Raw genomic sequence first — 25744 nt, 5'->3', positions numbered from 1 at the left:
GCCGGGTAGGACGAAGCCCGGCTTCGGCTTAGGCTGCGGTCATGCGAGCGCGTCGGGCACATCGGGCACATCGGGCACATCGGGCACATCGGGCACATCTTCTTCCAGCCACGCGCGAAGGTAGGGCGCGGTGCGGCTCGCCTCCACTGCCGCAACCGCGCGCGGCGGCCCCACGGCCACGACGCGCCCGCCTTCACCGCCGGCGCCCGGCCCCATGTCGATCACCCAGTCGCAGGCCGCGACCCAGCGCATCTCGTGCTCCACCACGATGACGGTGTTGCCGGCGTCCACCAGCTCGTTGAGCTGCACCATGAGCCGGTCCATGTCGGCAGGATGCAGGCCGGTGGTGGGCTCGTCGAGCACGTACAGGGTGTCGCCGCGCTGCGCGCGCTGCAGTTCGGTCGCGAGCTTGATGCGCTGCGCCTCGCCGCCCGACAGCTCGGTGGCGGGCTGGCCCAGCCGCAGGTAGCCCAGGCCGATGGCGCGCAGCAGGCGCAACGGGCGTTCCACCGCGGTGTCGGCCTCGAAGAACGCGTGCGCTTCGTCGACCGTCATGCCCAGCACCTGCGCAATCGTCTTGCCGCGCAGCGTCACCTTCAGCGTCTGCGGGTTGAAGCGCGAGCCATGGCAGGTGGGGCACGGCGCGTACACGCTGGGCATGAACAGCAGCTCGACGCTGACGAAGCCCTCGCCCTCGCAGTCGGGGCAGCGGCCCTTGGCCACGTTGAACGAGAAGCGCCCGGCGTCGTAGCGCTGCCTGCGCGCGGCCGGTGTGGCGGCGAACAGCTTGCGCACATGGTCGAACAGCCCGGTGTAGGTCGCGAGGTTGGAGCGCGGCGTGCGGCCGATGGGTTTCTGGTCGACGCGCACCAGCCGGCGGATGTTCTCCATGCCCTGCACGATGCGGCCCGTGGCGCGCTGCATGACCGACGGTTCGCCCGATGCTTCCTCTTCGGCTTCGGGCGGCTCATGGCCCAGGTGCGCCGACACCAGCTCGACCAGCGCCTGCGTCACCAGGCTCGACTTGCCCGAGCCCGACACACCCGTCACCGCGGTCAGCACGCCCAGCGGAAATTCGGCGCTCAGCCTGCTCAGGTTGTTGCGCGAGATGCCGGCCAGCCTGAGCCAGCCGGCGGGCGGGCGCGGCGCTTTCGGGTGCGCCGTGCGTTCCCCGAAGAGGTAGCGCGCGGTGTGCGAGCCCGCCACCCCGCGCAGGCCTTGCGGCGGCCCGCTGTACAGCACGACACCGCCCTTCTCGCCGGCTTCCGGCCCGACGTCGACCAGCCAGTCCGCGCGCCGCATCAGCGACAGATTGTGCTCGACCACGAAGAGCGAGTTGCCCGCGCGCTTGAGCATGTCGAGCGCCACCACCAGCGCCTCGCCGTCGGCCGGGTGCAGGCCGGCCGAAGGCTCGTCGAGCACATAGACCACACCGAACAGGTTCGAGCGGATCTGCGTGGCCAGCCGCAGCCGCTGCAGTTCGCCGGGCGACAGGGTCGGTGTGCGCCGGTCGAGCGACAGGTAGCCCAGGCCCAGGTCGAGCAGCGTGCCCACGCGCTCCAGCAGGTCGTGGGCGAGGCGCTGCGCCGCGATGCGCTTTTCTTCCGACTGCCCGGGCAGCTTGCCCGCGGCCACCGGCGCCAGCACGCGCGACAACTCGCCCAGGGGCATCTGCGATATCTCGCCGATGTCGTGGCCCGCCACGCGCACCGACAAGGCCTCCTTCTTGAGCCGCTTGCCCTTGCACGACGGGCACAGCGCGCCCACCATGAAGCGGGACACGCGGTTCTTCATGAGCGCGCTTTGCGTGGTGGCGAAGGTGTGCAGCACGTACTTGCGCGCGCCCATGAAGGTGCCCTGGTAGCTCGGCTCCGCCTTGCTGCGCAACGCGGCGCGCGTCTCGGCCGGCGTGAAGCCGGCATACACGGGCACCGTCGGTTGCTCGTCGGTGAACAGGATCCAGTCGCGCGTCTTCTTCGGCAGGTCGCGCCAGGGCTTGTCGACGTCGTGGCCCAGCGTCACCAGGATGTCGCGCAGGTTCTGCCCGTGCCAGGCCGGCGGCCACGCGGCCACGGCGCGCTCGCGGATGCTGAGCGAATCGTCGGGCACCATCGACTGCTCGGTCACCTCGAAAACGCGCCCCAGGCCATGGCACACCGGGCAGGCCCCCTGTGGCGTGTTGGGAGAGAAGTCTTCCGCGTACAGCATCGGCTGCCGCGCGGGATAGTCGCCGGCTCGCGAATAGAGCATGCGCAACAGGCTCGACAGGGTCGTGACGCTGCCCACCGAAGAACGCGCACTCGGCGTGCCGCGCTGCTGCTGCAGCGCCACGGCCGGCGGCAGGCCCTCGATGCTGTCGAAGGCCGGCACGCCGACCTGGTCGATCAAGCGGCGCGCATACGGCGCCACCGATTCGAGGTAGCGCCGCTGGGCCTCGGCATACAAGGTGCCGAACGCCAGCGACGACTTGCCGGAGCCGGAGATGCCGCTGAACACCACGAGCGAATCCCGCGGGATGTCGACGTCGACGTCCTTGAGGTTGTGCTCGCGCGCGCCGCGCACGCGCACGAAGCGGCCGACAGGGTGCGCGGAATAGGAGGGGTCGTTGCGTTGATCGTCCATGGGCGATAGCGTACGGCCCCCACCCGAAAGCCGGAACGGCTCAGGCCGTGACCGGCGACGCCGCCACCAGGTGCTCGGTCAGGAACCACACCTGCAGTTCGTTGGTGCGCAGGATGTTGCTCACGAACACGTCGTTGCTGCCGTCGTCGCCCGCCTCGTCCACCGCCTTAGCCGCCTTGCGGGCCTCGATGATGATGAGTTCGTGCGCCTCGGCCAGCCGGCGGATCTGCACGGCGGCCGGCTCGCGGCCGCGCGGCGGGCGCTTGATCTTCGTGGTCTCGGCAATGTCCGCCGCCATGGCCAGCGCGATGCCGCCCAGCAGCTGGATGCGCTCGGCGAGGATGTCCACCAGCAGCACCTGCGCCTCGAAGTGCTGGTCGTACATCAGGTGCAGCTGGTTGAACGTGGGGCCGACCACTTGCCAGTGGTGCTTCTTGTACATGTCGCGCAGCGTGATGGTGTCGGCCAGGCACTGGTTCAGCAGCGCCACGCTGCCCTTGCAGACCTTTTCGGAAAGCCCGTTGGGCATCTTGACGATCTCGCCGAACTTCTGCGTCTCGTGGCTCGGCTGGTCGAGGTCGGGCGCCACTTCGCTCGACGAGGCGGGTGCGCCAGCCAGCGCGGACTTGTTGCTTGCGGAAGGTGCTGCCATCGGTAACTCCAGGTTTGTGTGTTGAGTGCTCGGGTTCTAGTCCGTTCTTCGCGCGCTGCCTGTAGGGCGGAAGGCCGCTTGCATCGAGGCCGTTCGACCGCGAGACGGCAAGCTGCCCGCTCCTCGTTGGTCGCTCACCGTTTCGCGGCGTGCTGGCGGTCCACCTCGGCTTCGGCCTCCAGCCAGTCTTGCGTTTCATGACCGCCCTCGCCGCCCCTGCGCTGGTAGGCGTCGTAGGCGGCACGGCGGATCGCTTCTTCGCGGGAGGCCGAGTCGCCGGCGGGCTCGCTGCCTCCCCCGGGCTCCCGGTTGGTCTCCGGCGTGAGGTCTTCAGCCAGGCCGAGTGGCGCGGAGTCGTCGCGTTGGCTGGCCTCCGCGCTCTTGCGCTTGGACTGCATCCGCTCCTTCGGTGCCGGGCCGGAAACGTCTTCGCCGGCCTTGTTCTTCGTGGAAGAAAACTTCTCGCCGCCGCCGATGTTGTCGACGCCACCGCTGGTGGTGGGGCGGGTTCCGTCGCCGGAACCGAGGGGTGTGCTGCTCATGGGGTGCTCCTTTGGATGGACTGGATTCGGATGGACCGGATTGGATGGAATGGTTGGAAGGTTTGGCGCCCGAACGCCTGCGCATCGCGAGCCTGTTTCCCTTCTCCAGGTCGGACACCACCTCAGCCGGGTTGCCGCCCCTGCGGGCGCAGCAGCGCAAGGGTGTTGTCGTCCCGCACGCCGCCGAAACCTTGCTCGATCAGTCGGGCGAAGCGAGCCTCTTCCGGAGCCGCCGCTTCGAACAGCGTCATGCACGAGTGCAGCTTCATGTCGTCGGGCGAGCCGAAGATCTGGTGGATGCTCCGGCCGCGGACGTCGAGCACGAGCTGCGTGCACAGGGCCAGACGCTCGCTCAGCACCGGATGCGCCCAGTAGGCCTTCGCCTCGTCCAGCCCCTCGATGCCGAAGAACTTCGCAGTCGGGCTGCGGCCCAGCGCGCGCAGCTGCGGAAACATGAACCACATCCAGTGGCTCGCCTTGCGCCCGGCGGCGAGTTCGGCGCGCACGGCCTCGTACACCGGCGCCTGCGCGCTCAGAAAGCGTTCGAGATCGAAAGGCATCGCTCGGGTCTCCGGTTCGTTGCTGCGGTCGGACGAGGCTACGGCGCCGGTGCCGGGAAGCCGTGGGCATGCGCCGGGGGCGCCGGTAGGCTTTCGCCCCGTGGGGCAAGCGGACCGGCCGATCGCAGCAGAAAAAGCGCGGCCGGGCGGCGCCGCGACATTTCCTTTCAGGAAACCGGCAGGCTACGATGCGCCGGCCAAGTTCCTGGCAGGAAAGATTGAAAGGTGTGCCGATGGACCGAACATGGACCGAATGACCAGCCTGCGGGTGTTCCGCGAAGTCGTGGAGGCCGGCAGCTTCGTGGCAGCCGCCGGGCGCCTGGGCATGTCGCCGCCCATGGCCAGCAAGCATGTCGCGCAACTCGAGAAATCGCTGGGCGCGCGCCTCTTGCACCGCTCCAGCCGCCACCTGAGCCTGACCGAGGCCGGCACCGCCTGGTACGAGCAGAGCCGGCGCGCGCTCGACCTGCTCGACGCGGCCGAGGCCGCCATCGGCCAGACCCATGACACGCCGCGCGGCCAGCTCAAGGTGAGCGCGCCCGTGTGGTGTGCCACGCCGCGCTTCGCGCGCGTGCTGGCCGACTACCGCGAGAAGTACCCCGAGGTGCTGGTCGACATGCATCTGGAGAACCGCAAGGTCGACCTTGCCGCCGACGGCTACGACCTCGCGCTGCGCGCCACGCAGGAGCCCTCGCCCGCGCTGATTGCCCGGCCGCTGTGCCGCGTGCCCTTCTACCTGGCGGGCACGCCGGCTTACCTGGCGCGCAGGGGCGGCGTTCCGGCGCTGCCCGCCGACCTGGCGAAGCTGGGCGCCATCGTGCCAAGCTACGTGAACCTGGAGAACCTCGCGCTCAAGGGCCCGGGTGGGCGCATGTTCCCGCTGCGGCTGGCGCCGGCCATGCGCTCGGACGACACCACGCTCACGCTGCACGCGGTGCATGCGGACATGGGCATCGCCTTCATGCCGCTGTGGCTGATCGACGACGACATCGCGCAGGGCCGGCTGGTGCGGCTGCTGCCGGAGTTCGAATCGATGCCGGTCACGCTGTTCGCCGTGTACACGAGCCGGCAGTACATGTCGCCCAAACTGCGAACTTTCATCGACTTCCTGAGCGAGCGGCTCGGCGCGCAGGCGCCGGCGAAAGCGCCGCAGAACGCACCTTTTCGGGGCAAGGTCATGCAGGCACGGCTAAAGTCCTGAGCTCTCTGGGAGACCGTGTCCTTGTTCCGCTTCTTCGAAAAACTCCTCCAACCGTACCCCGCCGCCGAACCCACGCTGCCGCCGCAGGGATTCTTCGCCTTCCTGTGGGCCTGCACGCACGGCGTGCGCGGCAAGATCGCCGTCATGGCGGTGCTCACCGCGCTGATGTCGACCTTCGAGGCGGCGCTGTTCGCCATCCTCGGGCGCATCGTCGACTGGCTCGGCGGGCAGGTGCCTTCGCGCCTGTGGGCCGAGCGCGGCGACACGCTGCTGTGGCTGGCCGCGTTCCTGGCGATCAGCATCGGCGTGGTGGCGCTGCAGACCATCGTGAAGCACCAGACGCTGGCGGTGAACCTGCCGATGCGCCTGCGCTGGAACTTCCACCGGCTGATGCTGGGCCAGAGCATGGCCTTCTACCAGGACGAGTTCGCGGGCCGCATCACGGCCAAGGTGATGCAGACCGCGCTGGCCGTGCGCGACACCGTGTTCGTGCTGGCCGACGTGCTGGTCGCCATGGGCGTGTACGTGGCCACCATGATCATTCTGGTGGGCGTGCTCGACGCGCAACTGGTGTGGCCCTTCGTGATCTGGCTGGCGCTGTACATCGCCTCGCTCGCGTACTTCGTGCCGCGCCTGGGCAAGGTCGGCAAGGCGCAGGCCGACGCCCGCGCGCTCATGACCGGCCGCGTGACCGACGCGTACACCAACATCGCCACGGTCAAGCTGTTCTCGCACACGCACCGCGAAGCGGGCTTTGCGCGCGACGCCATGCGCGATTTCATGAAGACCGGCTACGGCCAGATGCGGCTGGTGAGCGCCTTCGAAATCGTCAACCACACGCTGAGCATGGGCCTCACCGCCGGCATGGCCGGCATGGCGCTGTGGCTGTGGTCGCACGGCACGGTGGGCGTGGGCGCGGTGGCCGCGGCCACCGCGATGGCGCTGCGGCTGCAGGGCATGTCGCACTGGATCATGTGGGAGATGACGAGCCTGTTCGAGAACATCGGCACGGTGCAGGACGGCATGAAGACGCTGTCGCGCCCGCGCACCGTGCTCGACGCGACGGACGCCAAGGTGCTCGAGGTGCCGCGCGGCGAGGTGCGCTTCGAGCATGCGAGCTTCCGCTACGGCCTGAGCGACCAAGATGGTGGCCGCCGCGTCATCGACGACCTGAACCTGACGGTGAAGCCCGGCGAGAAGATCGGCCTGGTCGGCCGCTCGGGCGCGGGCAAGTCGACGCTGGTGAACCTGCTGTTGCGCTTTCACGACCTGGAGAGCGGGCGCATCCTGATCGACGGGCAAGACATCGCGCACGCCACGCAGGACTCGCTGCGCAGCCACATCGGCATGGTCACGCAGGACACCTCGCTGATGCACCGCTCGGTGTCGGACAACATTGCCTATGGCCGGCCCGACGCGCCGCAGGAGCAGATCGAGGCGGCGGCCAGGCGTGCCGAGGCGCACGACTTCATCCAGACGCTGGGCGACGCCACCGGGCGCCGCGGCTACGAGGCGCACGTGGGCGAACGCGGCGTGAAGCTGTCGGGCGGCCAGCGCCAGCGCGTGGCCATTGCGCGCGTGATGCTCAAGGACGCGCCGATCCTGCTGCTCGACGAAGCCACCAGCGCGCTCGACTCCGAGGTGGAGGCCGCCATCCAGCAGAGCCTGTACACGCTGATGGAAGGCAAGACCGTGATCGCCATTGCGCACCGGCTGTCGACCATCGCGGCAATGGACCGCCTGATCGTGCTCGACGAAGGCCGCGTGGTCGAGGAAGGCGACCACCGCACGCTGATGGCGCGCGGCGGACTCTATGCGCGGCTGTGGGCGCACCAGAGCGGCGGCTTCCTGGGCGACAACCTCGACGAGGAAGAGGCGCTGCGGGCCTGAGCGCGTTCAGGTCGGCAGCGCGCCGGCCTCGTACTGCGCGGCGAACTCGCCGCTCGGCGGAATCGGCTTGATGATGTCGATCAGCACGCCGTTCGGGTCGCGCGTGATGAAGTGGCGCTGGCCGAAGGCCTCGTCGCGCAGCGGCAGCAGGATGGGCAGGCCGGCGGCTTGCAGCCGGTCGTGAACCGCGTCGGGGTCGTCCACCTCGAAGTTCAGCAGCAGCCCGCCCGCCACCTGGCCGCGCGCCGCCTCGGGAATGGTCTCGTGGCGGCCGTCGAGCACGGCCAGGTTCACCGAAGGCTGGTCCGCCAGTTGCAGGTGCACGTACCAGTCGCTGGTGAAGAGCGGCACGAAGCCGAAGTGCGACTGGTAGAAGGCGGCGGTGCCGGCCACGTCGCGGGTCATGACGACGGGGTAGTAGCTCGTGACTTTCATCGGAGGGTCCTTTCCATGAAACATACAGACTGTACGTACGTTAAATACTAACCTACAGACAGCCTGCATGTAAATTACCCGCCATGGCCACCAACCGCGAACGCACCGAAAACACCCAGCTCGCGCTGCTCGAAGCGGCGCGCGCCCTCTTCGTCAGCAAGGGCTACGGCGACACCTCCACCCCTGAAATCGCGCTGGCCGCGGGCATCACCCGCGGCGCGCTGTACCACCACTTCGCGGACAAGCGCGACCTGTTCCGCCAGGTGCTGGCGCGCGAGGCGATGGCCGTGGCGGCCGACATCGAGGCCGCCACGCCTGAGCAACTGGGCCCGCGCGAAGCCTTGCTCGAAGGCAGCGAGGCCTACCTGGGCGCGATGACCGTGCCGGGCCGCACGCGGCTGCTGCTGGTCGACGGCCCCGCCGTGCTGGGCGTGGCCGAGACCATGGCGATCGACGATGCCAATGCGGCGCACTCGCTGCGCGAGGGCCTGAAGCGCGCCGGCATGGGGCGCGGCGAGGTCTCGGTGGATGCGCTGTCGCAGTTGCTGTCGGCCGCCTTCGACCGCGCGGCGCTGGAGATCGACGCCGGCGCCGACGCCAAGGAGGTTCGCGCCGCCATGCGCTGGCTGGTCGAGCAGGCGCTGGGGCCCACAAGGCCCTCAAATTCCGCAAGGCCCGCAAAGAAGGGCTGAAGCCCCCTCAGACGACTCCGCGGCCGCCCATGCGCACCGGCCACCTGGCCACGGTGCCGCGCTGCATCGACTCGAGCACCGTCTGCGTGAACACGTTGATGCTCACGTGCCGCGCCAGGTAGTGCTCCAGCACCAGTCCCAACAGGTAGGGGCTGGTGCCCGAGAAGCCCTCTTCGTCGACGCTGAGCGTGCACTGCACGCCGCGCCCGTAGATCAGCGGCCCCGCGCCCGGCAGGCGCCGCGTCACGGGCTCGATGCGCGAGCCGACGAGGCTGTCGATCTGCCGGCCCAGCACGTCGTTGTCGGCCGTGACGAACAGCCGCAGCATGTCGCGCAGTGCCTGCGCGCCCTCGCGGTGCGGCATGTCGGCCAGCGGCAGGTGATTGAAGCCCAGCTGGCGAATCAGCCGCCACGCGATCTCGCGCTGCGCGAACGGCGACTTGGGCGTGCTCGGCGGACGGATCAGCCCCACCGCCGACACCGGCACCGAGTCGGACACGGCCAGGTCGGCATGCCCGTTGCGCGGCACGAGGCACGGCAGGTCGCGGTTGGTGAGCAGCGCCTTCACCGAGAGGTAGCGCAGGCGCTCGGGGTACGGCGCCTCGTGCTGGTCGACCAGCGACAGGAACACCTCGGTGCCGATGTACGGCGTGCGCGTGCCGTACTTGCGCGCGGTGTTCGACACCAGCCGCGGCTCGCGGCGCACCGAGAAGTAGCGGCCGTAGTTGCCCTCGTCCTCGTTGAGCGTCTGGTAGAGCGGGCGAAATTCGAGTTCGGCCGTGGTCTGCGCCTGCTGCCCCGCGATGCGCCGCACCGCGTACACCTCGAAGTCGAGCGGGCGCGAGCGGTCGGGCACCAGGTGGAACTCGGGCTGCGCCTCGTCGAGCTCGATGCGGTCGGTGCGCCGCTCGAACAGGTTGACCACCGGCGTGCTGAACAGCGCGAACTGGCCCGCGTCGACCAGCGCGCCCAAGGCGCCCGGCAGCTTGCCCAGCAGCACGACGATCTCGACCTCCTTGCCGTGCACGCGCGCCAGCCCCGGCGCCAGCTGCGTGAGCGTGAAGAAATAGAAGCGCTCGGGGCACGCGAAGTACTCGTGCAGCAGGTTGTGGCCGTGGAAGGTGTTCCATTCGAGCGGCAGCAGCCCTTCACCCGGGCCCAGGCCCTCGTGCACCAGCGCGCCTTCGGTCACCACGTGGGGCCGTTCCGTCAGCTTGCCGGGCTCGCCCACGAAGGTGGCCACCGCCGAGGTGTGCAGCAGTTCGAACAGGTGCGAGGCCACCTGTTCGTTGCCGCGCAGGTAGATCGGCAGGCGGTCGAGGCCGGCCAGCGTGCTGAAGTTCATCTCGCCCACGATGCGCAAGCGCAGGCGCAGTGCGCCCGTCACCTGCACGTGCGGCGGCAGGTAGCGCTCCAGCGCGGGAATGTCGGGCGGCGCGCCGGTGAGCCTGGCATCGGCGATCTCGACGGGCCACAGCGTCACGTCCTGGCTGGAGCGGAACTCGCACGGCGTTTCCTCGCCGGCGGGCACGCGCGCATGAAAGGCCGTGCCGCGCGGCACCACGAAGCCGCGCGTGAAGTCACCCTCCTTCACGCTCGGGTGCAGCTGCGCCACCGCCATCGACGGCGTGGGGCTCAGGTAGTTGGGGTACAGCACCTCGAGCAGGCGCTGGGTGAAGCGCGGGAACTCCGCATCGAGCTTGATCTGCATGCGCGCCGACAGGAAGCTGAACGACTCGATGAGCCGCTCCACGTAGGGGTCGGCCACCTCGATGCCGTGCATGCCCAGGCGCCGCGCGATCTTCGGGTGCGCGCTGGCGAACTCGCTCGCCGCCTCGCGCATGTAGACCAGCTCTTTGTTGTAGCAGTCGAGGAGTCGGGGGTCCATGAGGCTCGGGGTTCCTGAAGTGATGAAAGAGCGATGAAAGGTGGGCCTCAGCGCGCCACGTGCAGCACGCTCATGCGGTTGGTCTCCAGATCGACGGCGCTCTGCACGGTGAACGCCAGCGGATAGGGCTGCAGGTTGATCAGCGCGCGAATCTCGAACAGCAGCACGTTGCAGGCCTCGGCCGCGCCGTCTTCCTTCATGAGCGGCACCACCGACACCGTCTCGGGAATGAGCCGCGGCTCGTAGTCGTGCACCGCGCGGCGGATGATGCGTTCGATGTCCACCCACTTGCGCTGCGACAGGTAGCTGCCCGCCAGCGGCGGCACGCCGAAGTTGACGGTCGATGACGCGGCCTCGGCGTGGCGCTTGCGGTCGATCAGGTCTTCGGCATTGGTGGTGTTGAGCAGAAAGGCCAGGTCGCGCTGCACGATGTCGCGCATCTGCGCCGGGCTCACGGTGTAGTCCGAAGGCAGCTCCGAGCCGCGGCTGGGCGCCTCGTCGCGCAGGCGGTCGAACAGCGTGGGCAGCAGGTGGGCGTTGACACGCGCCGCGGGGGCTTCGGGCGCGCCGGGCTCGCGAAGCGGGCGGGCGCCGGGATGAACGGGGTCGGAGCCCGTGAACCTGACGGGCGGCGTGGAGGGGCTTGAAAGGCTGGAGATCGGGGGCTCGGCAGGTCGCATGAGGTCGGTTTCACAGGCTTCACAAAGAGGCGCCGAGTCTTGCGTGGGCGCCCGTTGCCCATTGCAAACAATCGTCACATTCCTCGGACAACCCACGGGAAACCCCTTGGCGCGGGGCGATGCCTGCGCCGCTCGCTTTGCGAGTCCTACAGCACACGCCGCCCCTTGCCGACAGTCTTTCCGTGGCCTTGCGACGAAGCTGAATACATATTCAACACAAAGGAGTCCTCGCGTGAATTCCATCATCTACATCGTCGGTCTGGTCGTGGTCGTGGTCGCCGTGCTTTCGTTCTTCGGCCTGCGCTGAGACGAGGCCAGCGGCAGCTGCTCTCTCTACCCTGGACAACGGGGCCGTTCGCGGCCCCGTTTCTCATGGTCGCCCGTGGCGCGCCGGGCATAATTTGCGCGCCCCGTCACTGCACGGGGCCTCGTCATTCGCGAAGGGACCCTGTTGACCAACACCGCATTGCGCGACCCAGTTTTTTCGGATGCGGTCATCACCGAGGCGGTTCGATGGGCCGAACAGAACGGCCCGCTCGACGACGCGCAAGCCATGCGCATCGCCGCCTCGCGCCCGGCCGACGGCCACGCACAAGCCACCGAACGCGCGCTCCAGCTCGGCGAGCGCATCGGCCTGCAAGCTGAACTCGCCCGCGCGCGGCAATGGGCGCCGTGGGTGCTGCTGGGCATGGTCGCGCTGATCGTGGCCGCCGGCCTCGGGCTCGCGGGCAACGTGGTGGGCGGCGGCGACCGCCACATCAACGTGATCGTCGCGCTGGTGAGCCTGCTGGGCCTGCACGCGCTCACGCTGCTGCTGTGGCTGGCGGGCCTGTGGATGCCGCCGGGCTTCGGCGGCACCGCCTCGCTCGGGTGGATCTGGCTGTCGCTCACCGCGCGCGTGGCGGGCGGCAAGCGCGGGCAGGCGCCCATGCTGGTGCGCGCGGCCACGGGGCTGATGTCGCGCGCCAGGCTGCTGCCCTGGGCCTTCGGGCTCGTGAGCCACGGCATCTGGTCGCTGTCGTTCGCCGTGGTGCTGGCCGCGATGCTGTTCGCGCTCGCCTTCCGCAGCTACACGCTGAGTTGGGAAACCACCATCCTCGAGCCGGCCTTTTTCGTGCAGGCCGTGCAGGTGCTGGGCTGGGCGCCCGCGAAGCTGGGCTTTCCCGTGCCCGACGCGGCCACCGTCATGGCCGCCCCCGGCGCGGCGAGCACCGGCGGCCAGCGCACCTGGGCGCTGTGGCTCACCGGCTGCATCATGGTCTACGGCCTGCTGCCGCGCGTGGCGCTCGTGTTGCTGAGCGCAGCCATGTGGCGCAGCCGCCGCAAGGCCTTGCAGCCCGACTGGCGCGAGCCCTACTACCGCAAGCTGCTCGACCGCTTCGCCGCGATGGCGCCGGCCGCCATCGTCGATGCCGACCCCGGCCGCACGCACGGCGCCACGCCGGCCAGCCTGTCCGAGGCGCAGCTGCGCGACGTGCTGTTCGTCATCGGCTTCGAACTGCCGCCCGACACGCCCTGGCCGCCGGCCGCCCTGCCCGCCGCATCGACAGCCGACGGCATGGAGATTCAACGCATCGACGGCAGCGCACCGGCGCGCCGCGCGCTGCTCGACCAGCTGGCGCGTGTGCATCCGCGCACCGTGCTGCTGGTGTGCCACGCCGCCTCGAGCCCCGACCGCGGCACCGAACGCTTCCTGCGCGAGGTGCTGGCGCACTGCGGCGAATGCCGGCTGTGGCTGGCCGATGCACCGGGCGAGAGCGCGGTGCGGCGCTGGCTCGACTGGCTGCGCGACACCGGCCTGGAACGCATCGCGGCCAGCGACCGCCTCGACGCCGCGCTGCACGAAGCCGCCACCGCGCCATGACCGCACAACAGCAGACGCAGCCCCTGCGCATCGCCGTCGTCGGCCACACCAACGCCGGCAAGACCTCGCTGCTGCGCACGCTCACGCGGCGCGCGCATTTCGGCGAGGTGTCCGACCGGCCCGGCACCACGCGCCATGTCGAATCGGTCGACCTCGAGGTGAACGGCGCCGCCGCGGTGCGCTTCTTCGACACGCCCGGCCTCGAAGACGCCGTCGCGCTGCGCGAGCACCTCGCCGGTTTCGACGCGCAGGCCACGCCGCCCGAGCGCATCCGCCGCTTCCTGCAGGGGCCCGAGGCCCACGGTGTGTTCGAGCAGGAGGCCAAGGTGCTGCGCACCATGCTCGACATCGACGCCGCCTTCCTGGTCATCGACGTGCGCGAGCCGGTGCTGCCCAAGTTCCGCGACGAGATCGAGCTGCTCAACTCCTGCGCGCGCCCCGTGCTGCCGGTGCTCAACTTCGTGCGCGACGCCGCCAGCCGCGAGCCGGCCTGGAAGGAACTGCTGTCGGCCTACGGCCTGCACGTGCAGGTTCGCTTCGACGCGGCCGCGCCCTTCGTCGGCGCCGAACACGACCTGTACAACGACCTGGCCACCCTGCTGCGCGATCGCCGCGAGCTGCTGCGCGGCGTGGTCGACGCGCTCGACACCGAGGCCGCGCAGCGCCGCCAGTCGGCCTGCACGCGCATTGCCGACCTGCTGGTCGACGCCGCGGCCGTGCGCCGCACGGTGTCGGCCACCGAGTTCGCCGACACCGCCCGGCGGCAGGCGCTCGTCACCGCCTTGCGAAAGGCGGTGTTCGACAAGGCGCAGCACTGCACCGACGACCTGCTCGCGCTCTACGGCTTTCGCCAGGGCGACGCCGACGAGGCGCCGCTGCCGATGGTCGAAGGCCGCTGGACGCTCGACTTCTTCAACCCCGAGGCCATGAAGGACGCGGGCCTGCGCCTGGGCAAGGGCGCGGTCATCGGCGCGGCCGTGGGCGTGGTCGCCGACCTGGCCGTGGCCGGCCTCTCGCTGGGCGCAGGTGCGGCGCTGGGCGGCGCCATCGGCGGTGCGGTGTCGCAGGGCTGGGGCCCGCTCGGGCGCAAGCTGGCCAACAAGCTGCGAGACATGCACGAGCTCACGGTGGAAGACGGCGTGCTGTTCGCGCTGGTGGCGTGGCAGCTGAAGCTCACGCAGGCGCTGGAACAGCGCGGGCATGCGGCCACGCAGCGCATCAGCGCCGGTGCAGCGACAGAAGGTGCGGCCGAAGGCGCCGTGAACGACGCCGTTGTGCAAGCTACCGCAGCCGCCGTGCGCGCCGCGCAACCGGCGCGCAACCACCCGGACTGGGAAGCCGGCGGCAACGCGGCCACCCGCATCTTCTGGCGCGCATCACCGCAGCGCGAAGCGCTCGCCGCCGACCTGTCGCACGCACTGCTGCGCGCCTTCGAACCGGCCTGAACACTGTCGAGCCCGAGGTTTCGCTTGCGGCGGGGTTGGCCGGCGCCTGCGAACCCGGCGCCGCGGGGCGCTCCAAGGTTTCGTCCAAACCCCCTGCCCGAGTTCGCCGACATCGCCGAGGTGCACGCCAACAGCTTCCGCCAGGAAGCGGGGTCTCAGCCGCCGCGCGTGAGCCGCACGCGAGACAACGCCGTCAGTTCGCGCCCGAGGCCAGCGCCTGCAGCCGCCGGAAGTCACCCGGCCGCGCACCCAGTTGCTCGGGCGTCGAACGCTTGGCGATGCGTTCCAGGAACAGCTGCCGGTTCACCGGCGACACCGTCATGCCCTTGCCGCGCAGGAACTGCTCGTCTTCCAGTTCGCCCGCGATCACGCCGACGTTGGTCCATTTCGCGGTATCGGCAAGCGTTTTCTCGACCATGGCCTGCTGCGGCGCCGAAAGCTTCGCCCACGCGGCCTTGCCGATCACGATGCCCAGCGTGTCGTAGACGTGCGCGGTGAGCTGCACGTACTTCTGCACTTCATAGAGCTTCTTCGAGCGCACGATGCCCAGCGGGTTTTCCTGCGCCTCGACTTCGTTCTTCTTCAGCGCGCCAAAGAGCGCCATGAAGGGCAGCGTCACCGGCTTGGCGTCGAGCGCGGTGGCAAACAGCTGGTAGGCCGCGGCGTCGGGCACGTACAGGCGCAGGTCGCGAAAGTCTTCCGGCTTCGCAAGCGGCCTGGCCGAGGTGACTTGCCGCGCGCCGTAGTACACGGCGGCCACCATGCGGTTGCCGCTCTTCTCGTTGTAGCCCTTCATCAGTTCGGCCAGCAACGGGCTCGCCAGGTACCGGCGCATGTGGTCGAGGTCCTTGAAGGCGAAGGGGTAGCTCGCCAGGCCCAGCGGCGCATAGCCCTCGGCCAATGTGGCCTCGCCGACGTAGGCGATCTGCACCGAGTCGTTCGCCAGCATCAACGGAAAGTCGGACTCCTGCCCCAGCTTCGACGAGGGCACCACCTCGATCCTGATCTTGCCTTCGGACTGCTCGGCGATCTTGCGCGCCGCCAGCTCGGCCTGCTGGTGGAAGATGCTCGTGGGCTCGTAGACATGGCCCCACTTGAGCTGCACCACCTGCGCTTGCGCTTGCGCGGCCAGCGCCATGGCGCCCCCCAGCGCGAACAGGACAAGGCCTGCGCGGCGCCACGGCAAGAAGCTTTTCATCGACTCTCCCTCGGGTTGAGAACAACCCGGGCTCATGCAAGATCGGCGCCATGGCGGCGGACAGGTGCCGGTCGATCGCGTCCGGCGAGCGGATCGTAAGGACTCGAAACAACCGCAGGAAGCGGGGTTTGCCCGACTGGGGTTTGCGCGGTCAGGAAGCGTGTGGCGCCGAGGGCTTGCGGGCGCGTGTGCGGCGCACCACCAGTGCCAGCAGCCCGACGGCCAGCAGCAGGAACGCGCCCGCGGGCAGCACCCACACCATGCCGGCCGTGGTGTAGACGCACTGGCATTCGGCGTCGTAGAAGCGGCCGAGCTCGTTGAAGTCGCGGCTCAGGTAGCGGTCGTACCAGGCCCAGAAGAAGAAGGCCGAGGCGGCCAGGGACAACGCCAGGCCGAGACCGGTGAAAGTGGCTGCTGGATATCTGGACATGGTGGGCGGACGGATCGGTGGATTGTCGGGCCGACGCGGCATGATTGCCCTGTCGACAGACCAGACAAGCCACGCCATGACTCACACCCTTCGCGCCTTGCGCGCCGACATCACCACGCTGCAGGTCGACGCCATCGTCAACGCCGCCAACTCCTCGCTGCTCGGCGGCGGCGGGGTCGACGGCGCCATCCACCGCGCAGCCGGCCCGGACCTGGTGCACGAATGCCGGCTGCTGGGCGGCTGCAAGACGGGTGAAGCCAAGCTCACGAAGGGCTATCGGCTGCCCGCGCGCTTCATCGTGCACACCGTCGGCCCGGTGTGGCGCGGCGGCACATCGGGCGAGCCCGAGCTGCTCGCCGCGTGCTACCGGCGGTCGATGGCAATCGCCGCCGCGCAAGGCGTGCGCAGCATCGCGTTCCCGAGCATCGGCACGGGCATCTACGGCTATCCGGTCGAGCTGGCGGCCGGCGTGGCGGTGACCACCGTGCGCGAGGCGCTGCAGGGCGAAACGTCGGTCGAGGAGGTGGTGTTCTGCTGCTTCTCGGCGAGCGACCTCGCGGTGTACGAGGCCGCGCTGCGCGCCGGCTCCGCAGAATGAGCGCATGACCGACAACTTCTACGACACCCTCGCACCGCTCTACCACCTGATCTATCCGGACTGGAACGAGAGCATCCGCGCACAGGGCGAGCGGCTCTCGCAGCTCATCGAGGCCGAATGGCCTGGCCAGGGCAAGCCCCGCAAGGTGCTCGACGTGTCGTGCGGCATCGGCACGCAGGCGCTCGGGCTCGCCGCGCTCGGCCACGGGGTGACGGCGTCGGACCTGTCCGCGCGCGAGATCGACCGCGCGCGCAGCGAGGCCCAGGCGCGCCGCCTCGGCATCGCCTTCTCTGTGTGCGACATGCGCGAGGCGCACACGCACCACGGCGGCGGCTTCGACATCGTGATGTCGTGCGACAACTCGATGCCGCACCTGCAGACCGACGACGACCTGCTCACCGCCCTGCGCCAGATGACCGCCTGCCTGCGCCCCGGGGGCGGCTGCGTGGTCAGCGTGCGCGACTACGACAGCGAGGCGCGCGGCAGCAACCTCGTGAAGCACTACGGCGCGCGCGTCGAGAACGGGCAGCGGCACGTGCTGTTCCAGGTGTGGGACTTCGACGACGGCGGCCGGGGCGCGCATTACGACCTGGGCTTCTTCTTCGTCACCGAAGACCTCGCGACCCGCGAGGTGCGCACGCGCGTGATGCGCTCGCGCTACTACGCGGTGTCGACGACGCGGCTGTGCGAACTCATGCGCGAGGCGGGGCTGGCGCAGGTGCGGCGCATCGACGATGCGTTCTTCCAGCCGGTGCTGGTGGGGACGCGGCCCTGAGCGGGCGCCAGCACGGCGCGGTTCGGTAAAGCTGCTCGAGAGCTCTTGGTAGTGGTCTGTTGCGGACGGTTGTGGTCGCGGGTGATTCGCAGTGTTGGAAAAGTTTGCCGGTCACTGTCCCGTCATGGGCCAAACCTAGCATCCGGCGGCTTTCGATCTCCTTCCACAACCATCCCAAGACCGCACATGACAACAACGAAGAGCGTTCCTGCACCCGCCCCCCGTCCGGTTCGCGCCGTCGTGGCGGCCATTGCCGCTGTCGGCGGCTGCCTCGTGATCGCCGCCTGTGGCGGCGGCAACGGTGGCGGCGGCATCGCGTTTCCGGTGCTCCCGCCGGCCCCGGCGCCAGCCCCGGCCCCGCCCGCACCCGCGCCGCTGGGCACGCTCGACGGTTCCGTGCCCCTGGTCATCGGCCACCGCGGCCTGCCGGGCCTGTATCCGGAAGAAACAAGGACCGCCTACGAAGCCGCGGCCGACGCCGGTGCCGATTCGCTGGAGACCGACCTGCACCTCACGAAGGACTGCGTGCTGGTGGCGCGCCACAACCCCTGGCTGAGCGACAACACCAACGTGGCCGACGTGGCCAAGACCAACGCCACCGTCGCCGGGCGCAAGCGCACGGTGAAGGGCGTGCTGGTCAACGTCACGTACCCGCCCATCGCAGCCAACGGCCCGGCCCAGTACCTGAGCGACCTGACCGACCCGAGCGATTCGAAGTCGGTGCTCAAGTCGCTCATCGTCGACGGCGAGGACCACACCGACGACTGGTCCATCACCGACTTCACCATGGACGAGCTGCGCCAATGGATCCGCGGCACCACCTACGACGCCAAGGACCTGCGCCCCACCGACCTCAACGGCAAGCTGCCGATCCTGAGCTTCCAGGAAGTCATCGACATCGCCAAGGCCAAGAGCGCCTCCACCGGCCGCGCGCTCACCGTGTATCCGGAAACGAAGAACCCGATCTGGAACAACGCGCAGGCCATTGCCAACGGCTGCGGCCCGGTGGGCAGCCACCCGCTGGAAGACGCGCTGTTGAAGATCATGAATTTCAACGACCTCAACCGCAAGGACGCGCCGATCTTCGTGCAGAGCTTCGAGCCCGAGAGCCTGAAGTACCTGCGCTCGGCGGGCCTGAAGGCGCGCGCGGTGCAACTGGTGGACGGCAACGACGTCAACTACCAGACGGGCGAGATGATCTACGTGACCAACGACGTCTACACCTTCGTCGACGGCCGCCCCTACAGCTGGACGCTGGCCGGCAACCCGAAGTGGTTCGGCGAGATGCTCACGCCCGCCGGCCTGGCCGAGGTGAAGACCTATGCCGACGGCATCGGCCCGTGGAAGCCGCAGGTCATGGCGCACACCATCGCGCCCTTCGTGACGCCCAACAAGGGCCTGGCCGACGTGAACACCGTGAAGCCCACCGCGCTGATCGCCGACGCCCACAAGGCCGGCCTCTTCGTGCACAGCTACACCTTCCGCAATGAAGCCAAGTACCTGGCCGGCCTGTACAAGGGCGACCCCGTGGCCGAGTACCTGCTGTACTTCCGCGCGGGCATCGACGGCGTGTTCTCGGACTTCGCGAACACCGCCTTCGCCGCGCGCAAGGCGTACCTGACGGAAACGGGCCGCTGAGGCGCCGCACCGCAAGCAGACCGAAGACAGCAGGCCGCGCACCCCATGTACCCTGGCGAAAGACTCAACGGCTACAGCCACCTGCTCGGCCTGCTGCTCGCGCTGCCCGCGGCAGCGTTGCTGCTCGCGAAGACCGTGCCCACCGGCGACCCCGCGCGCATCGCGGGGGCGCTGGTGTTCTCGCTCTCGGCGGTGGCGCTGTACGCGGCCTCCACCCTCTTCCACAGCACGCGCGGTCGGCTCAAGCGCATGTGGGAGCGGGCGGACCATTGCGCCATCTACCTGCTGATCGCGGGCACCTACACGCCCTTTGCGCTGGTCACGCTGCAGGGCGTGTGGGGCGGCCTGCTGCTGGCGATCATCTGGAGCGCGGCGCTCTTCGGCATCTGGCGCGAGCTGGCGCCGGCCAAGGGCGGCGCGCCCAAGCCTCCCCCGCTGTGGCTGTACATCGGCATGGGCTGGCTCGGCGTGCTCGCGGCCGTGCCGCTGGCCGCGCGGCTCGACACCGCCGGACTGATGTGGCTGCTGGCCGGCGGCGTGCTGTACACGGCGGGCACGGTGTTCTATCGCAACCGGCAAGGCTTCCGGCACGCGCACGGGGCCTGGCACCTGTTCGTGCTGGCGGGCACCGCGAGCCACTACGTGGCGGTCGGCTGGTTCGTGCTGTAGCTGTAGCCGTAGCTGCAGCTGCAGATTCAGAAGGGCGCGCAGCGCCGCCGCCGCGTCGGTTCAGCCGAGCTTGACGAGGTTCTTCAGCACCAGCGGTCCACCGAGTGCCAGCAATGCGCCGCCTTCGTCGATCCTGCCAAGCGCGATGGGCGCAAAGCCCAGCGCGTCCACCAGCTGCGCGACCGATGCGCTGGCCGCCTCGTCGTTGCCCGCCACGAACATCACGCGACGCCCGCCGTTGTCGGCAGGGTCGGCCGCCAGCAGCTTCGCGGGCAGCTGGTTGAAGGTCTTGACCACCTTCGCGCCCGGGAACGCGCCCGCCACCACGTCGCTGGAGGCCTGGCCCTTCAGTTCTTCCGGCGCAATGCCATAGGTGTTCATCGCGTCCACGACGATCTTTCCGGTCCAGCCCTGGGTGGCCGCACGTGCCACATCGACGTGCGCGCGAAACGGCACGGCCAGGATCACGACGTCGGCGGCAAGGGCCTCGGGCAGCGCGACCGCGGTGACATGGCCGCCGAGTTCTTCCGCCAGCGCGGCGAGCGAGCCGGGGCCGCGGGTGTTGGCAATGGCCACGTCGATGCCGACGCGGGCGAAGTGGCGGGCAAGGGCGGAACCGACGTTGCCGGTGCCGATGATGGCGTAGGTCATGGGAGCTTTCCGTGAGGTGTTCGTTGATCGATAGGCCAATGGTGGGCGCTTCGGTCCGATCTGAAAAGACGGTATATTGAGATTCGACCCATCTCCTTTTGGGATGAATCCGCATTCCATGCTCGACGGCGTTTCACTCGACCAGCTCCGCACCTTCATCGCCGCCGTGGACGAAGGCAGCTTCTCGGCCGCGGCCCGCAAGCTCAACCGCGTGCAGTCGGCCGTGAGCGGCTGGGTCGGCAGCCTGGAGGCGCAGATCGGCGTGGTGCTGTTCGACCGCTCCGGGCGCTACCCCAAGCTCACGCCCGAAGGCGTGCTGCTGCTGGCGGACTCGCGCAACATCGTGTCGGGCGTGGACACGCTGAAGGCACGCGCGCGGCTGATGTCCGCGGGCCTGGAGGCCGAGCTCTCGGTGGTGGTCGACGTGTTCTTCCCCACCGCCGCGATCACCGAGGCGGCGAAGGAGTTCGCAACCCGCTTCCCGCTCACGCCGCTGCGGCTCTTCGTCGAAGGCCTGGGCGCCGCGTACCAGCCCGTGATGGACGGCCGCTGCAGCCTGGGCTTTCTCAGCGTCCTGCCGATGGCCTTCCCGTCGCTCACGAGCGAGCGGCTGGGCCAGGTGCTGCTGGTGATGGTCGCGGCACCGGCGCATCCGCTTGCGGCCTGGGCGGGGCGGATCCCCCGCGATGCCTTGGCCAGGCACGTGCAGCTGGTGCTGACCGACCGTTCGCCGTTGCTCGCGGGGCAGGACTTCGGCGTGCTGTCGCCGTCGACCTGGCGCCTGGCCGACCTTTCGACCAAGCATGCGTTCCTGAGAGACGGCGTCGGCTGGGGCAGCATGCCGCTGCACATGGTCGAGCAGGACATTGCCTCGGGCAAGCTGGTGCGGCTCGACATCGAGGACATGCCCCGCGAAGGCACGCCGTTGACCATGGCCGCGGTGCACCCCGCATCGGCGCCGCCCGGACCCGCGGGGCGGTGGCTCATCGCGCGCATGAAGGCGGGCGCATCGGGCATGGCGGGCGTAGCGGGCATGGCAGGTGCGGCGGGCGCGGTGCAGGCCTGATCCTTTCGGAACAGGGGGACAGCAGTTGCGCGGCCACGCCACACGTCGCCGATAATCCGCGCCGATGTCTTCCACCCGCGCCATCCAGCACCTCATGCCCGCCACGCGCGCGGGCTTGCGGCGTCCGGGTGCGAGCCTGGTCCGAGGGGTGCTGCTCTGGTTCGCGCTGTCGCTCGGCGTGGCCATTGCGTCGCCGGTCGTGAACCCGCAGTCCATCGAACTCGTGTGCTCGACCAACGGCCTGGTGAAGGCCATCGTGCACACCGACGACGGCGCGCAGGAAATGGGCCTTGCCCACATGGACTGCCCGCTGTGCGTGATGGTCGGCGCGCCGCCCGCCACGCCGACGCTCGCGTTGCCCGTGCTTCAGCCGCTCGCCCATGCGACGCGGCCGGTTCCTTCGGCGCACATCGCCGCCGCCACCGCGGCGCCCCTGCCCGCGCGCGGGCCCCCTTCTCTCTCCTGACGCTTTCTCGAACCTGCCGCGCGTGACGTGCCGCCCGTGAATCGGGCGAACCGCGCGCGGCCCGTCCCTGCAATGAGTCGGCGCGCCCGTGCGTGGCTGGGCGCGCCCGAAGAGAGATTTCCCATGAACAAGACCCTCCTGTCGCTGGCACTGGCCGCGGCATTCCCGTGCGTGGCCCTGCCCGCTTTCGCCGCCTCCGCCTCCGCCGCCGATGCGCAGGCCACGCTGCCCGCCGTGTCGATCACCGCCACCCAGGACGCGAGCCTCGCCGCCCCTGTGTCGACCGGCTCCGGCCTCGGCCTCACGCCCCTGCAGACGCCCGCCAGCGTGAGCACCCTCACGCGCGAGCAACTCAGCGAGCGTGGCGACGCCAGCCTGGTCGACGCCATCACCCGCTCGCCCGGCATCAGCAGCCTGGCGCACCCCGGCAACGGCGGCTCGTCGCTGTCCGCGCGCGGCTTCACCGACACCACCTCGGTGATGCGGCTGTACGACGGCATGCGCCAGTACGGCGGCGTGGGCGTGACGTTTCCGTTCGACACCTGGTCGGTCGAGCGCGTCGAGGTGCTGCGCGGCCCGGCCTCGGTCGTCTACGGCGACGGCGCCATCGGCGGCGTGGTCAACGTCATTCCCAAGAAGCCGGCGCACGGCCCCATCGAGAACGAGGTGCAGGCCACGCTGGGCACCGACCGCACGCAGCGCCTGGGCTTGGGCAGCGGCGGCGCCATCAACGACAAGCTGTCCTACCGCCTCGACCTGAGCGGCGACCGGTCCGACGGCTGGGTCGACAGGGGCGACTCGCGCAACCGCACGATCTCCGGTGCGGTGCAGCTCGACGTGTCGCCCGAATTCAGCCTGAAGCTCAGCCACGCCCAAGGCAGGCAGAACCCGATGCGCTACTTCGGCACGCCGCTGGTCGATGGCCGGCAACTGCCGGCGCTGCGCGAGAAGAACTACAACGTGGGCGACAGCGCCATCCGGTACGACGACCGCTGGAGCGAGCTCGCGGCGCAGTGGACGCCCGGCGCCGACATGAGCGTGCGCAGCCGGCTCTATCGCATCGAGAGCACGCGCTACTTGCGCAATGCCGAGGCCTATGCCTACAACGCGCGCACGGGGCTGATCGACCGGTCGGGCAACACCGAGATCCTGCACAACCAGTCGCAGACCGGCAACACGACGGACGCCACTTTCAAGGGCCGGCTGTTCGGCCTGAAGAACCAGGCGTCGGTGGGCTTCGACGTGAACACGAGTTCGTTCACGCACACGAACAACACCTACGTGGGTGCGTCGCCTTCGGTCGATCCTCTCAACCCGGTGCCCGGCGTCTTCTACAGCAGCGTTCCCTTCATTCCGCGCTACACCAACGAAGCGCGGCAGTCGGCCGTGTTCGCGGAAGACCGCCTCGAACTCAGCGAGCGCTGGTCGCTGATCGGCGGCCTGCGCCACGACCACGCGCGCATTTCGCGGCGCGACCTCGTCGCCGGCACGCCGTCGTTCGACAAGTCCTTCTCCAACACCGGCTGGCGCATCGGCACCGTGTTCGAGATCGTGCCGAACCTGGCGCTGTATGCGCAGTTCGCCAAGGCGGCCGACCCGGTCGGCGGGCTGCTCATGCTGTCGCCCGCCAACAGCAAGTTCGCGCTTTCCACCGGCAAACAGGCGGAGGTCGGGCTCAAGCAGGCCTTCTGGGGCCAGCGCGGCGAATGGACGCTGGCCGCGTACCACATCACCAAGAACAACCTCGTCACGCGCGACCCGGGCAACCCGGCGCAAAGCATCCAGGTGGGGCAGCGCTCGTCGAAGGGCATCGAGGCGACGCTGGCCATGGCGTTCGCGTCGGGGTGGCAACTCGACGCCAACGCCTCGCTGCTTCGCGCGCGCTACGACGACTTCTCCGAAACGGTGCGCGGCGTGGCCGTCTCGCGCGCGGGCAACGTTCCCACCGACGTGCCGCGGCGGCTGGCCAACGTGTGGGTGAGCTGGAGCTTCCTGCCGCAATGGACGCTCAGCTCCGGCCTGCGCTACGTCGGCAAGCGCTACGCGGACAACGCCAACACGCTGGCGCTGCCCGCCTACACCACCACCGACCTGGCCTTGCGCTGGCAGGTCACGCCCGACACCACGCTGACGCTGCGCGGCTTCAACGTGTTCAACAAGCGCTACTACACCACCGCCTACTACACCAACACACAATGGTTCGTGGGCGACGGGCGCCGCGTCGAGCTGACGGCGTACCACCGCTTCTGATGGACGGGGCCGTCCGATGACTTGGAGCAAACGCGCAAGACGCCTGACCTACCTCGTCCATCGCTGGACGGGCGTGGCTGCCTGCGTGCTGATGGCGCTGTGGTTCGTGAGCGGGGTGGTCATGCTCTTCGTGGGCTACCCGAAGCTGACGCCGTGGGAACGCATGCAGGCGCTGCCGCCGCTGGACGCGGGCACCTGCTGCGTGCCGGTCGACGCCGCGCTGGCGCCCGGCCGCGCGCACGGCGCCGCGCAAGAGGTGGTGCTGGGCACCGTGGGTGGCCGCGCCCGCTACATCGTTCGCGGCAAGGGCGGCGGATACGCCGTGGCGGATGCCGTCGACGGCACGCCGGCGCCGCCGGTGGACGCAGCGGCTGCCACGCGTGCGGCAAGGGCATTCGTCCCCGGCGCGGCTGCAAGCTACCTCGGCCAGGTGCGGGAAGACCGATGGACGCATTCGCGCGGGCTCGACGCGCACCGTCCGCTGCATGAGGTGCAGATGCACGATGCCGCCCGCACCCTGCTGTATGTGTCGTCGACCACCGGCCAGGTGGTGATGGACGCACCACGCGCCCAGCGCCTGTGGAACTACGTCGGCGCCTGGCTGCACTGGCTCTACATGTTTCGCGACCGCTCGGTGGACGCGACGTGGAGCTGGATCGTCATCGTGCTCTCGGCCGTGTGCGTGGTCACGTCCGTCACGGGCACGGTGGCGGGCATCTGGCGCTGGCGGTTCAGCGGGCGCTACAAGTCGGGTTCCCGCTCGCCCTACCGCGACTTCCACCTGCACTGGCATCACGTGCTGGGGCTGGTGTTCGCGTCGATCGTGTTCACATGGATCTTCAGCGGGCTGATGTCGATGAACCCCTTGGGCGTCTTCGACGCCAAGGGAGCGCGGCCGAACGTGGCGGCCTACCGCGGCGGCAGCCCGCAGGAGACGCGGCTCGCGCTGCCGGTGCCGAAGCTGCTGGCGCTGCTGCAGGCGGCGCACTTCCAGGCGAGCGAACTGGAATGGCGGGTGCTCGGTGGCCGGCCCTTCGTGCTGGCGCGCAACGCGGCCAACGACACGCGCCTGGTGGTGCAGGAAGGCAGTGATTACCGCGTGCTGATGCAGTGGCCGGACGCCGAGCTTCTGCGCGCGGGCCAACGCCTGATGAGCGCGCCGATGGTGTCGCACGAACAGCTCGATCAGTACGACCTGCACTACTACGGCCGCCAGCCCGAGGCCATGATGGGCGCCGCCGAGCGCCGCCTGCCTGTCTGGCGCATCCGCTTCGGCGATGCGCAGGACACCTGGGTCTACCTCGACCCGCACACGGGCGACATCGCCGTCAGCGCGGACCGCGCGCAGCGCCGGGGCCGCTGGCTCTTCAGCTTCCTGCACAGCTGGGACCTGCAGTCCATGCTGCGCTGGGCATCGGCGCGCGACGCGGTGTTGATCCTGTTGAGCGTGGGCGGCTTGCTGGTGAGCCTCACGGGCATCGTGATCGGGTATCGCCGTTTGCGAACCCGGCTTGCCCAGGCCTGATAGGCGG

Annotated in this window: 23 protein-coding genes; 13 read left to right on the top strand and 10 right to left on the bottom strand. The window is 69.6% G+C overall.

Annotation, left to right across the window (positions count from 1 at the left end; all coding sequences use genetic code 11):
* Window positions 1-39 precede the first annotated feature (39 nt).
* From BM004_RS24220 to BM004_RS24205, 4 genes are all read right to left on the bottom strand, one after another.
* A complete protein-coding gene (locus BM004_RS24220) occupies window positions 40-2622 on the bottom strand; it encodes an excinuclease ABC subunit UvrA (RefSeq protein WP_093217563.1) in 2583 nt (860 codons plus the stop codon).
* Window positions 2623-2662: 40 nt separating this feature from the next.
* Entirely contained in the window at window positions 2663-3274 is a 612-nt protein-coding gene (locus tag BM004_RS24215) for a Dps family protein (RefSeq protein WP_093130864.1), read from the bottom strand.
* A gap of 134 nt (window positions 3275-3408) precedes the next feature.
* A complete protein-coding gene (locus tag BM004_RS41525; RefSeq protein WP_177206591.1) occupies window positions 3409-3816 on the bottom strand; it encodes a DUF2934 domain-containing protein in 408 nt (135 codons plus the stop codon).
* A 122-nt stretch (window positions 3817-3938) separates the two neighbouring features.
* The gene (locus tag BM004_RS24205) at window positions 3939-4376 is read right to left on the bottom strand and encodes a DUF1810 domain-containing protein (RefSeq protein ID WP_093217561.1); all 438 of its coding nucleotides are present in this window, start codon (window positions 4374-4376) and stop codon (window positions 3939-3941) included.
* Between the two features lie 244 nt (window positions 4377-4620).
* Here BM004_RS24205 and BM004_RS24200 point away from each other — a divergent pair, with 244 nt between their 5' ends.
* Window positions 4621-5577, top strand: coding sequence for a LysR family transcriptional regulator (locus BM004_RS24200; RefSeq protein ID WP_093217560.1), 957 nt, complete (start codon window positions 4621-4623; stop codon window positions 5575-5577).
* A gap of 21 nt (window positions 5578-5598) precedes the next feature.
* A complete protein-coding gene (locus BM004_RS24195; RefSeq protein ID WP_093130872.1) occupies window positions 5599-7467 on the top strand; it encodes an ABC transporter ATP-binding protein in 1869 nt (622 codons plus the stop codon).
* Between the two features lie 6 nt (window positions 7468-7473).
* On the opposite strand, the gene BM004_RS24190 is transcribed toward BM004_RS24195, so the two are convergent.
* A complete protein-coding gene (locus tag BM004_RS24190) occupies window positions 7474-7902 on the bottom strand; it encodes a VOC family protein (RefSeq protein ID WP_093130874.1) in 429 nt (142 codons plus the stop codon).
* Between the two features lie 83 nt (window positions 7903-7985).
* Here BM004_RS24190 and BM004_RS24185 point away from each other — a divergent pair, with 83 nt between their 5' ends.
* On the top strand, window positions 7986-8594 hold the full coding sequence (locus tag BM004_RS24185) for a TetR/AcrR family transcriptional regulator (RefSeq protein ID WP_093217558.1): 609 nt from the start codon (window positions 7986-7988) through the stop codon (window positions 8592-8594).
* Window positions 8595-8601: 7 nt separating this feature from the next.
* On the opposite strand, the gene tssF is transcribed toward BM004_RS24185, so the two are convergent.
* Both tssF and tssE read right to left on the bottom strand, forming a co-directional pair.
* Entirely contained in the window at window positions 8602-10482 is a 1881-nt protein-coding gene (gene tssF / locus BM004_RS24180) for a type VI secretion system baseplate subunit TssF (RefSeq protein WP_093217557.1), read from the bottom strand.
* Between the two features lie 47 nt (window positions 10483-10529).
* Window positions 10530-11162 carry a type VI secretion system baseplate subunit TssE gene (gene tssE, locus BM004_RS24175; protein ID WP_093217555.1) on the bottom strand — a complete coding sequence of 211 codons (633 nt, stop codon included), beginning with the start codon at window positions 11160-11162 and terminating at the stop codon, window positions 10530-10532.
* Window positions 11163-11613: 451 nt separating this feature from the next.
* Between tssE and BM004_RS24165 the strand changes: the two genes are divergently transcribed.
* Both BM004_RS24165 and BM004_RS24160 read left to right on the top strand, forming a co-directional pair.
* On the top strand, window positions 11614-13026 hold the full coding sequence (locus BM004_RS24165) for a DUF2868 domain-containing protein (RefSeq protein WP_093217552.1): 1413 nt from the start codon (window positions 11614-11616) through the stop codon (window positions 13024-13026).
* Window positions 13023-14471: a GTPase/DUF3482 domain-containing protein gene (locus BM004_RS24160; protein ID WP_093217551.1), complete on the top strand. Its 1449-nt coding sequence runs from the start codon at window positions 13023-13025 to the stop codon at window positions 14469-14471. Before BM004_RS24165 ends, BM004_RS24160 begins: the two co-directional genes overlap by 4 nt.
* A 193-nt stretch (window positions 14472-14664) precedes the next feature.
* Here the strand turns inward: BM004_RS24160 and BM004_RS24155 are convergent, their stop codons facing one another.
* Together BM004_RS24155 and BM004_RS24150 are read right to left on the bottom strand one after the other, a co-directional pair.
* Complete coding sequence (locus BM004_RS24155; protein ID WP_093217549.1) at window positions 14665-15669, bottom strand: sialic acid TRAP transporter substrate-binding protein SiaP; 1005 nt, start codon at window positions 15667-15669, stop codon at window positions 14665-14667.
* A gap of 151 nt (window positions 15670-15820) precedes the next feature.
* Window positions 15821-16099, bottom strand: coding sequence for a hypothetical protein (locus BM004_RS24150; RefSeq protein ID WP_093217548.1), 279 nt, complete (start codon window positions 16097-16099; stop codon window positions 15821-15823).
* Window positions 16100-16175: 76 nt separating this feature from the next.
* On the opposite strand from BM004_RS24150, the gene BM004_RS24145 reads away from it, so the two are divergent.
* The 4 genes from BM004_RS24145 (at window position 16176) to BM004_RS24130 (ending at window position 19779) form a co-directional block, all read left to right on the top strand.
* Window positions 16176-16697 (top strand): O-acetyl-ADP-ribose deacetylase, encoded by a 522-nt coding sequence (locus BM004_RS24145; protein WP_093130892.1) that lies wholly within the window; start codon window positions 16176-16178, stop codon window positions 16695-16697.
* A 4-nt stretch (window positions 16698-16701) separates the two neighbouring features.
* Window positions 16702-17472 carry a class I SAM-dependent methyltransferase gene (locus BM004_RS24140; protein ID WP_093217546.1) on the top strand — a complete coding sequence of 257 codons (771 nt, stop codon included), beginning with the start codon at window positions 16702-16704 and terminating at the stop codon, window positions 17470-17472.
* Window positions 17473-17658: 186 nt separating this feature from the next.
* Window positions 17659-19110, top strand: a complete 1452-nt coding sequence (locus tag BM004_RS24135) for a glycerophosphodiester phosphodiesterase family protein (RefSeq protein ID WP_093217543.1) — start codon at window positions 17659-17661, stop codon at window positions 19108-19110.
* 45 nt (window positions 19111-19155) lie between these two features.
* Complete coding sequence (locus tag BM004_RS24130) at window positions 19156-19779, top strand: PAQR family membrane homeostasis protein TrhA (protein ID WP_093217541.1); 624 nt, start codon at window positions 19156-19158, stop codon at window positions 19777-19779.
* Between the two features lie 60 nt (window positions 19780-19839).
* On the opposite strand, the gene BM004_RS24125 is transcribed toward BM004_RS24130, so the two are convergent.
* On the bottom strand, window positions 19840-20430 hold the full coding sequence (locus tag BM004_RS24125) for an NADPH-dependent F420 reductase (protein ID WP_093217538.1): 591 nt from the start codon (window positions 20428-20430) through the stop codon (window positions 19840-19842).
* A gap of 118 nt (window positions 20431-20548) precedes the next feature.
* On the opposite strand from BM004_RS24125, the gene BM004_RS24120 reads away from it, so the two are divergent.
* The 4 genes from BM004_RS24120 to BM004_RS24105 all read left to right on the top strand — a co-directional run bounded on the left by BM004_RS24120 (window position 20549) and on the right by BM004_RS24105 (window position 25737).
* Entirely contained in the window at window positions 20549-21496 is a 948-nt protein-coding gene (locus BM004_RS24120) for a LysR family transcriptional regulator (protein WP_093217754.1), read from the top strand.
* Between the two features lie 94 nt (window positions 21497-21590).
* Window positions 21591-21962 (top strand): DUF2946 family protein, encoded by a 372-nt coding sequence (locus BM004_RS24115; RefSeq protein WP_177206599.1) that lies wholly within the window; start codon window positions 21591-21593, stop codon window positions 21960-21962.
* Window positions 21963-22085: 123 nt separating this feature from the next.
* Complete coding sequence (locus BM004_RS24110) at window positions 22086-24212, top strand: TonB-dependent receptor (protein WP_093217536.1); 2127 nt, start codon at window positions 22086-22088, stop codon at window positions 24210-24212.
* A gap of 16 nt (window positions 24213-24228) precedes the next feature.
* On the top strand, window positions 24229-25737 hold the full coding sequence (locus BM004_RS24105; protein ID WP_093130906.1) for a PepSY domain-containing protein: 1509 nt from the start codon (window positions 24229-24231) through the stop codon (window positions 25735-25737).
* The last annotated feature ends 7 nt before the right edge of the window (window positions 25738-25744 follow it).

Source organism: Variovorax sp. OK212 (genome assembly GCF_900112425.1).
In the GTDB taxonomy this organism is placed as follows: domain Bacteria; phylum Pseudomonadota; class Gammaproteobacteria; order Burkholderiales; family Burkholderiaceae_C; genus Variovorax.
This window is presented reverse-complemented; position numbering and strand designations above follow the sequence as displayed.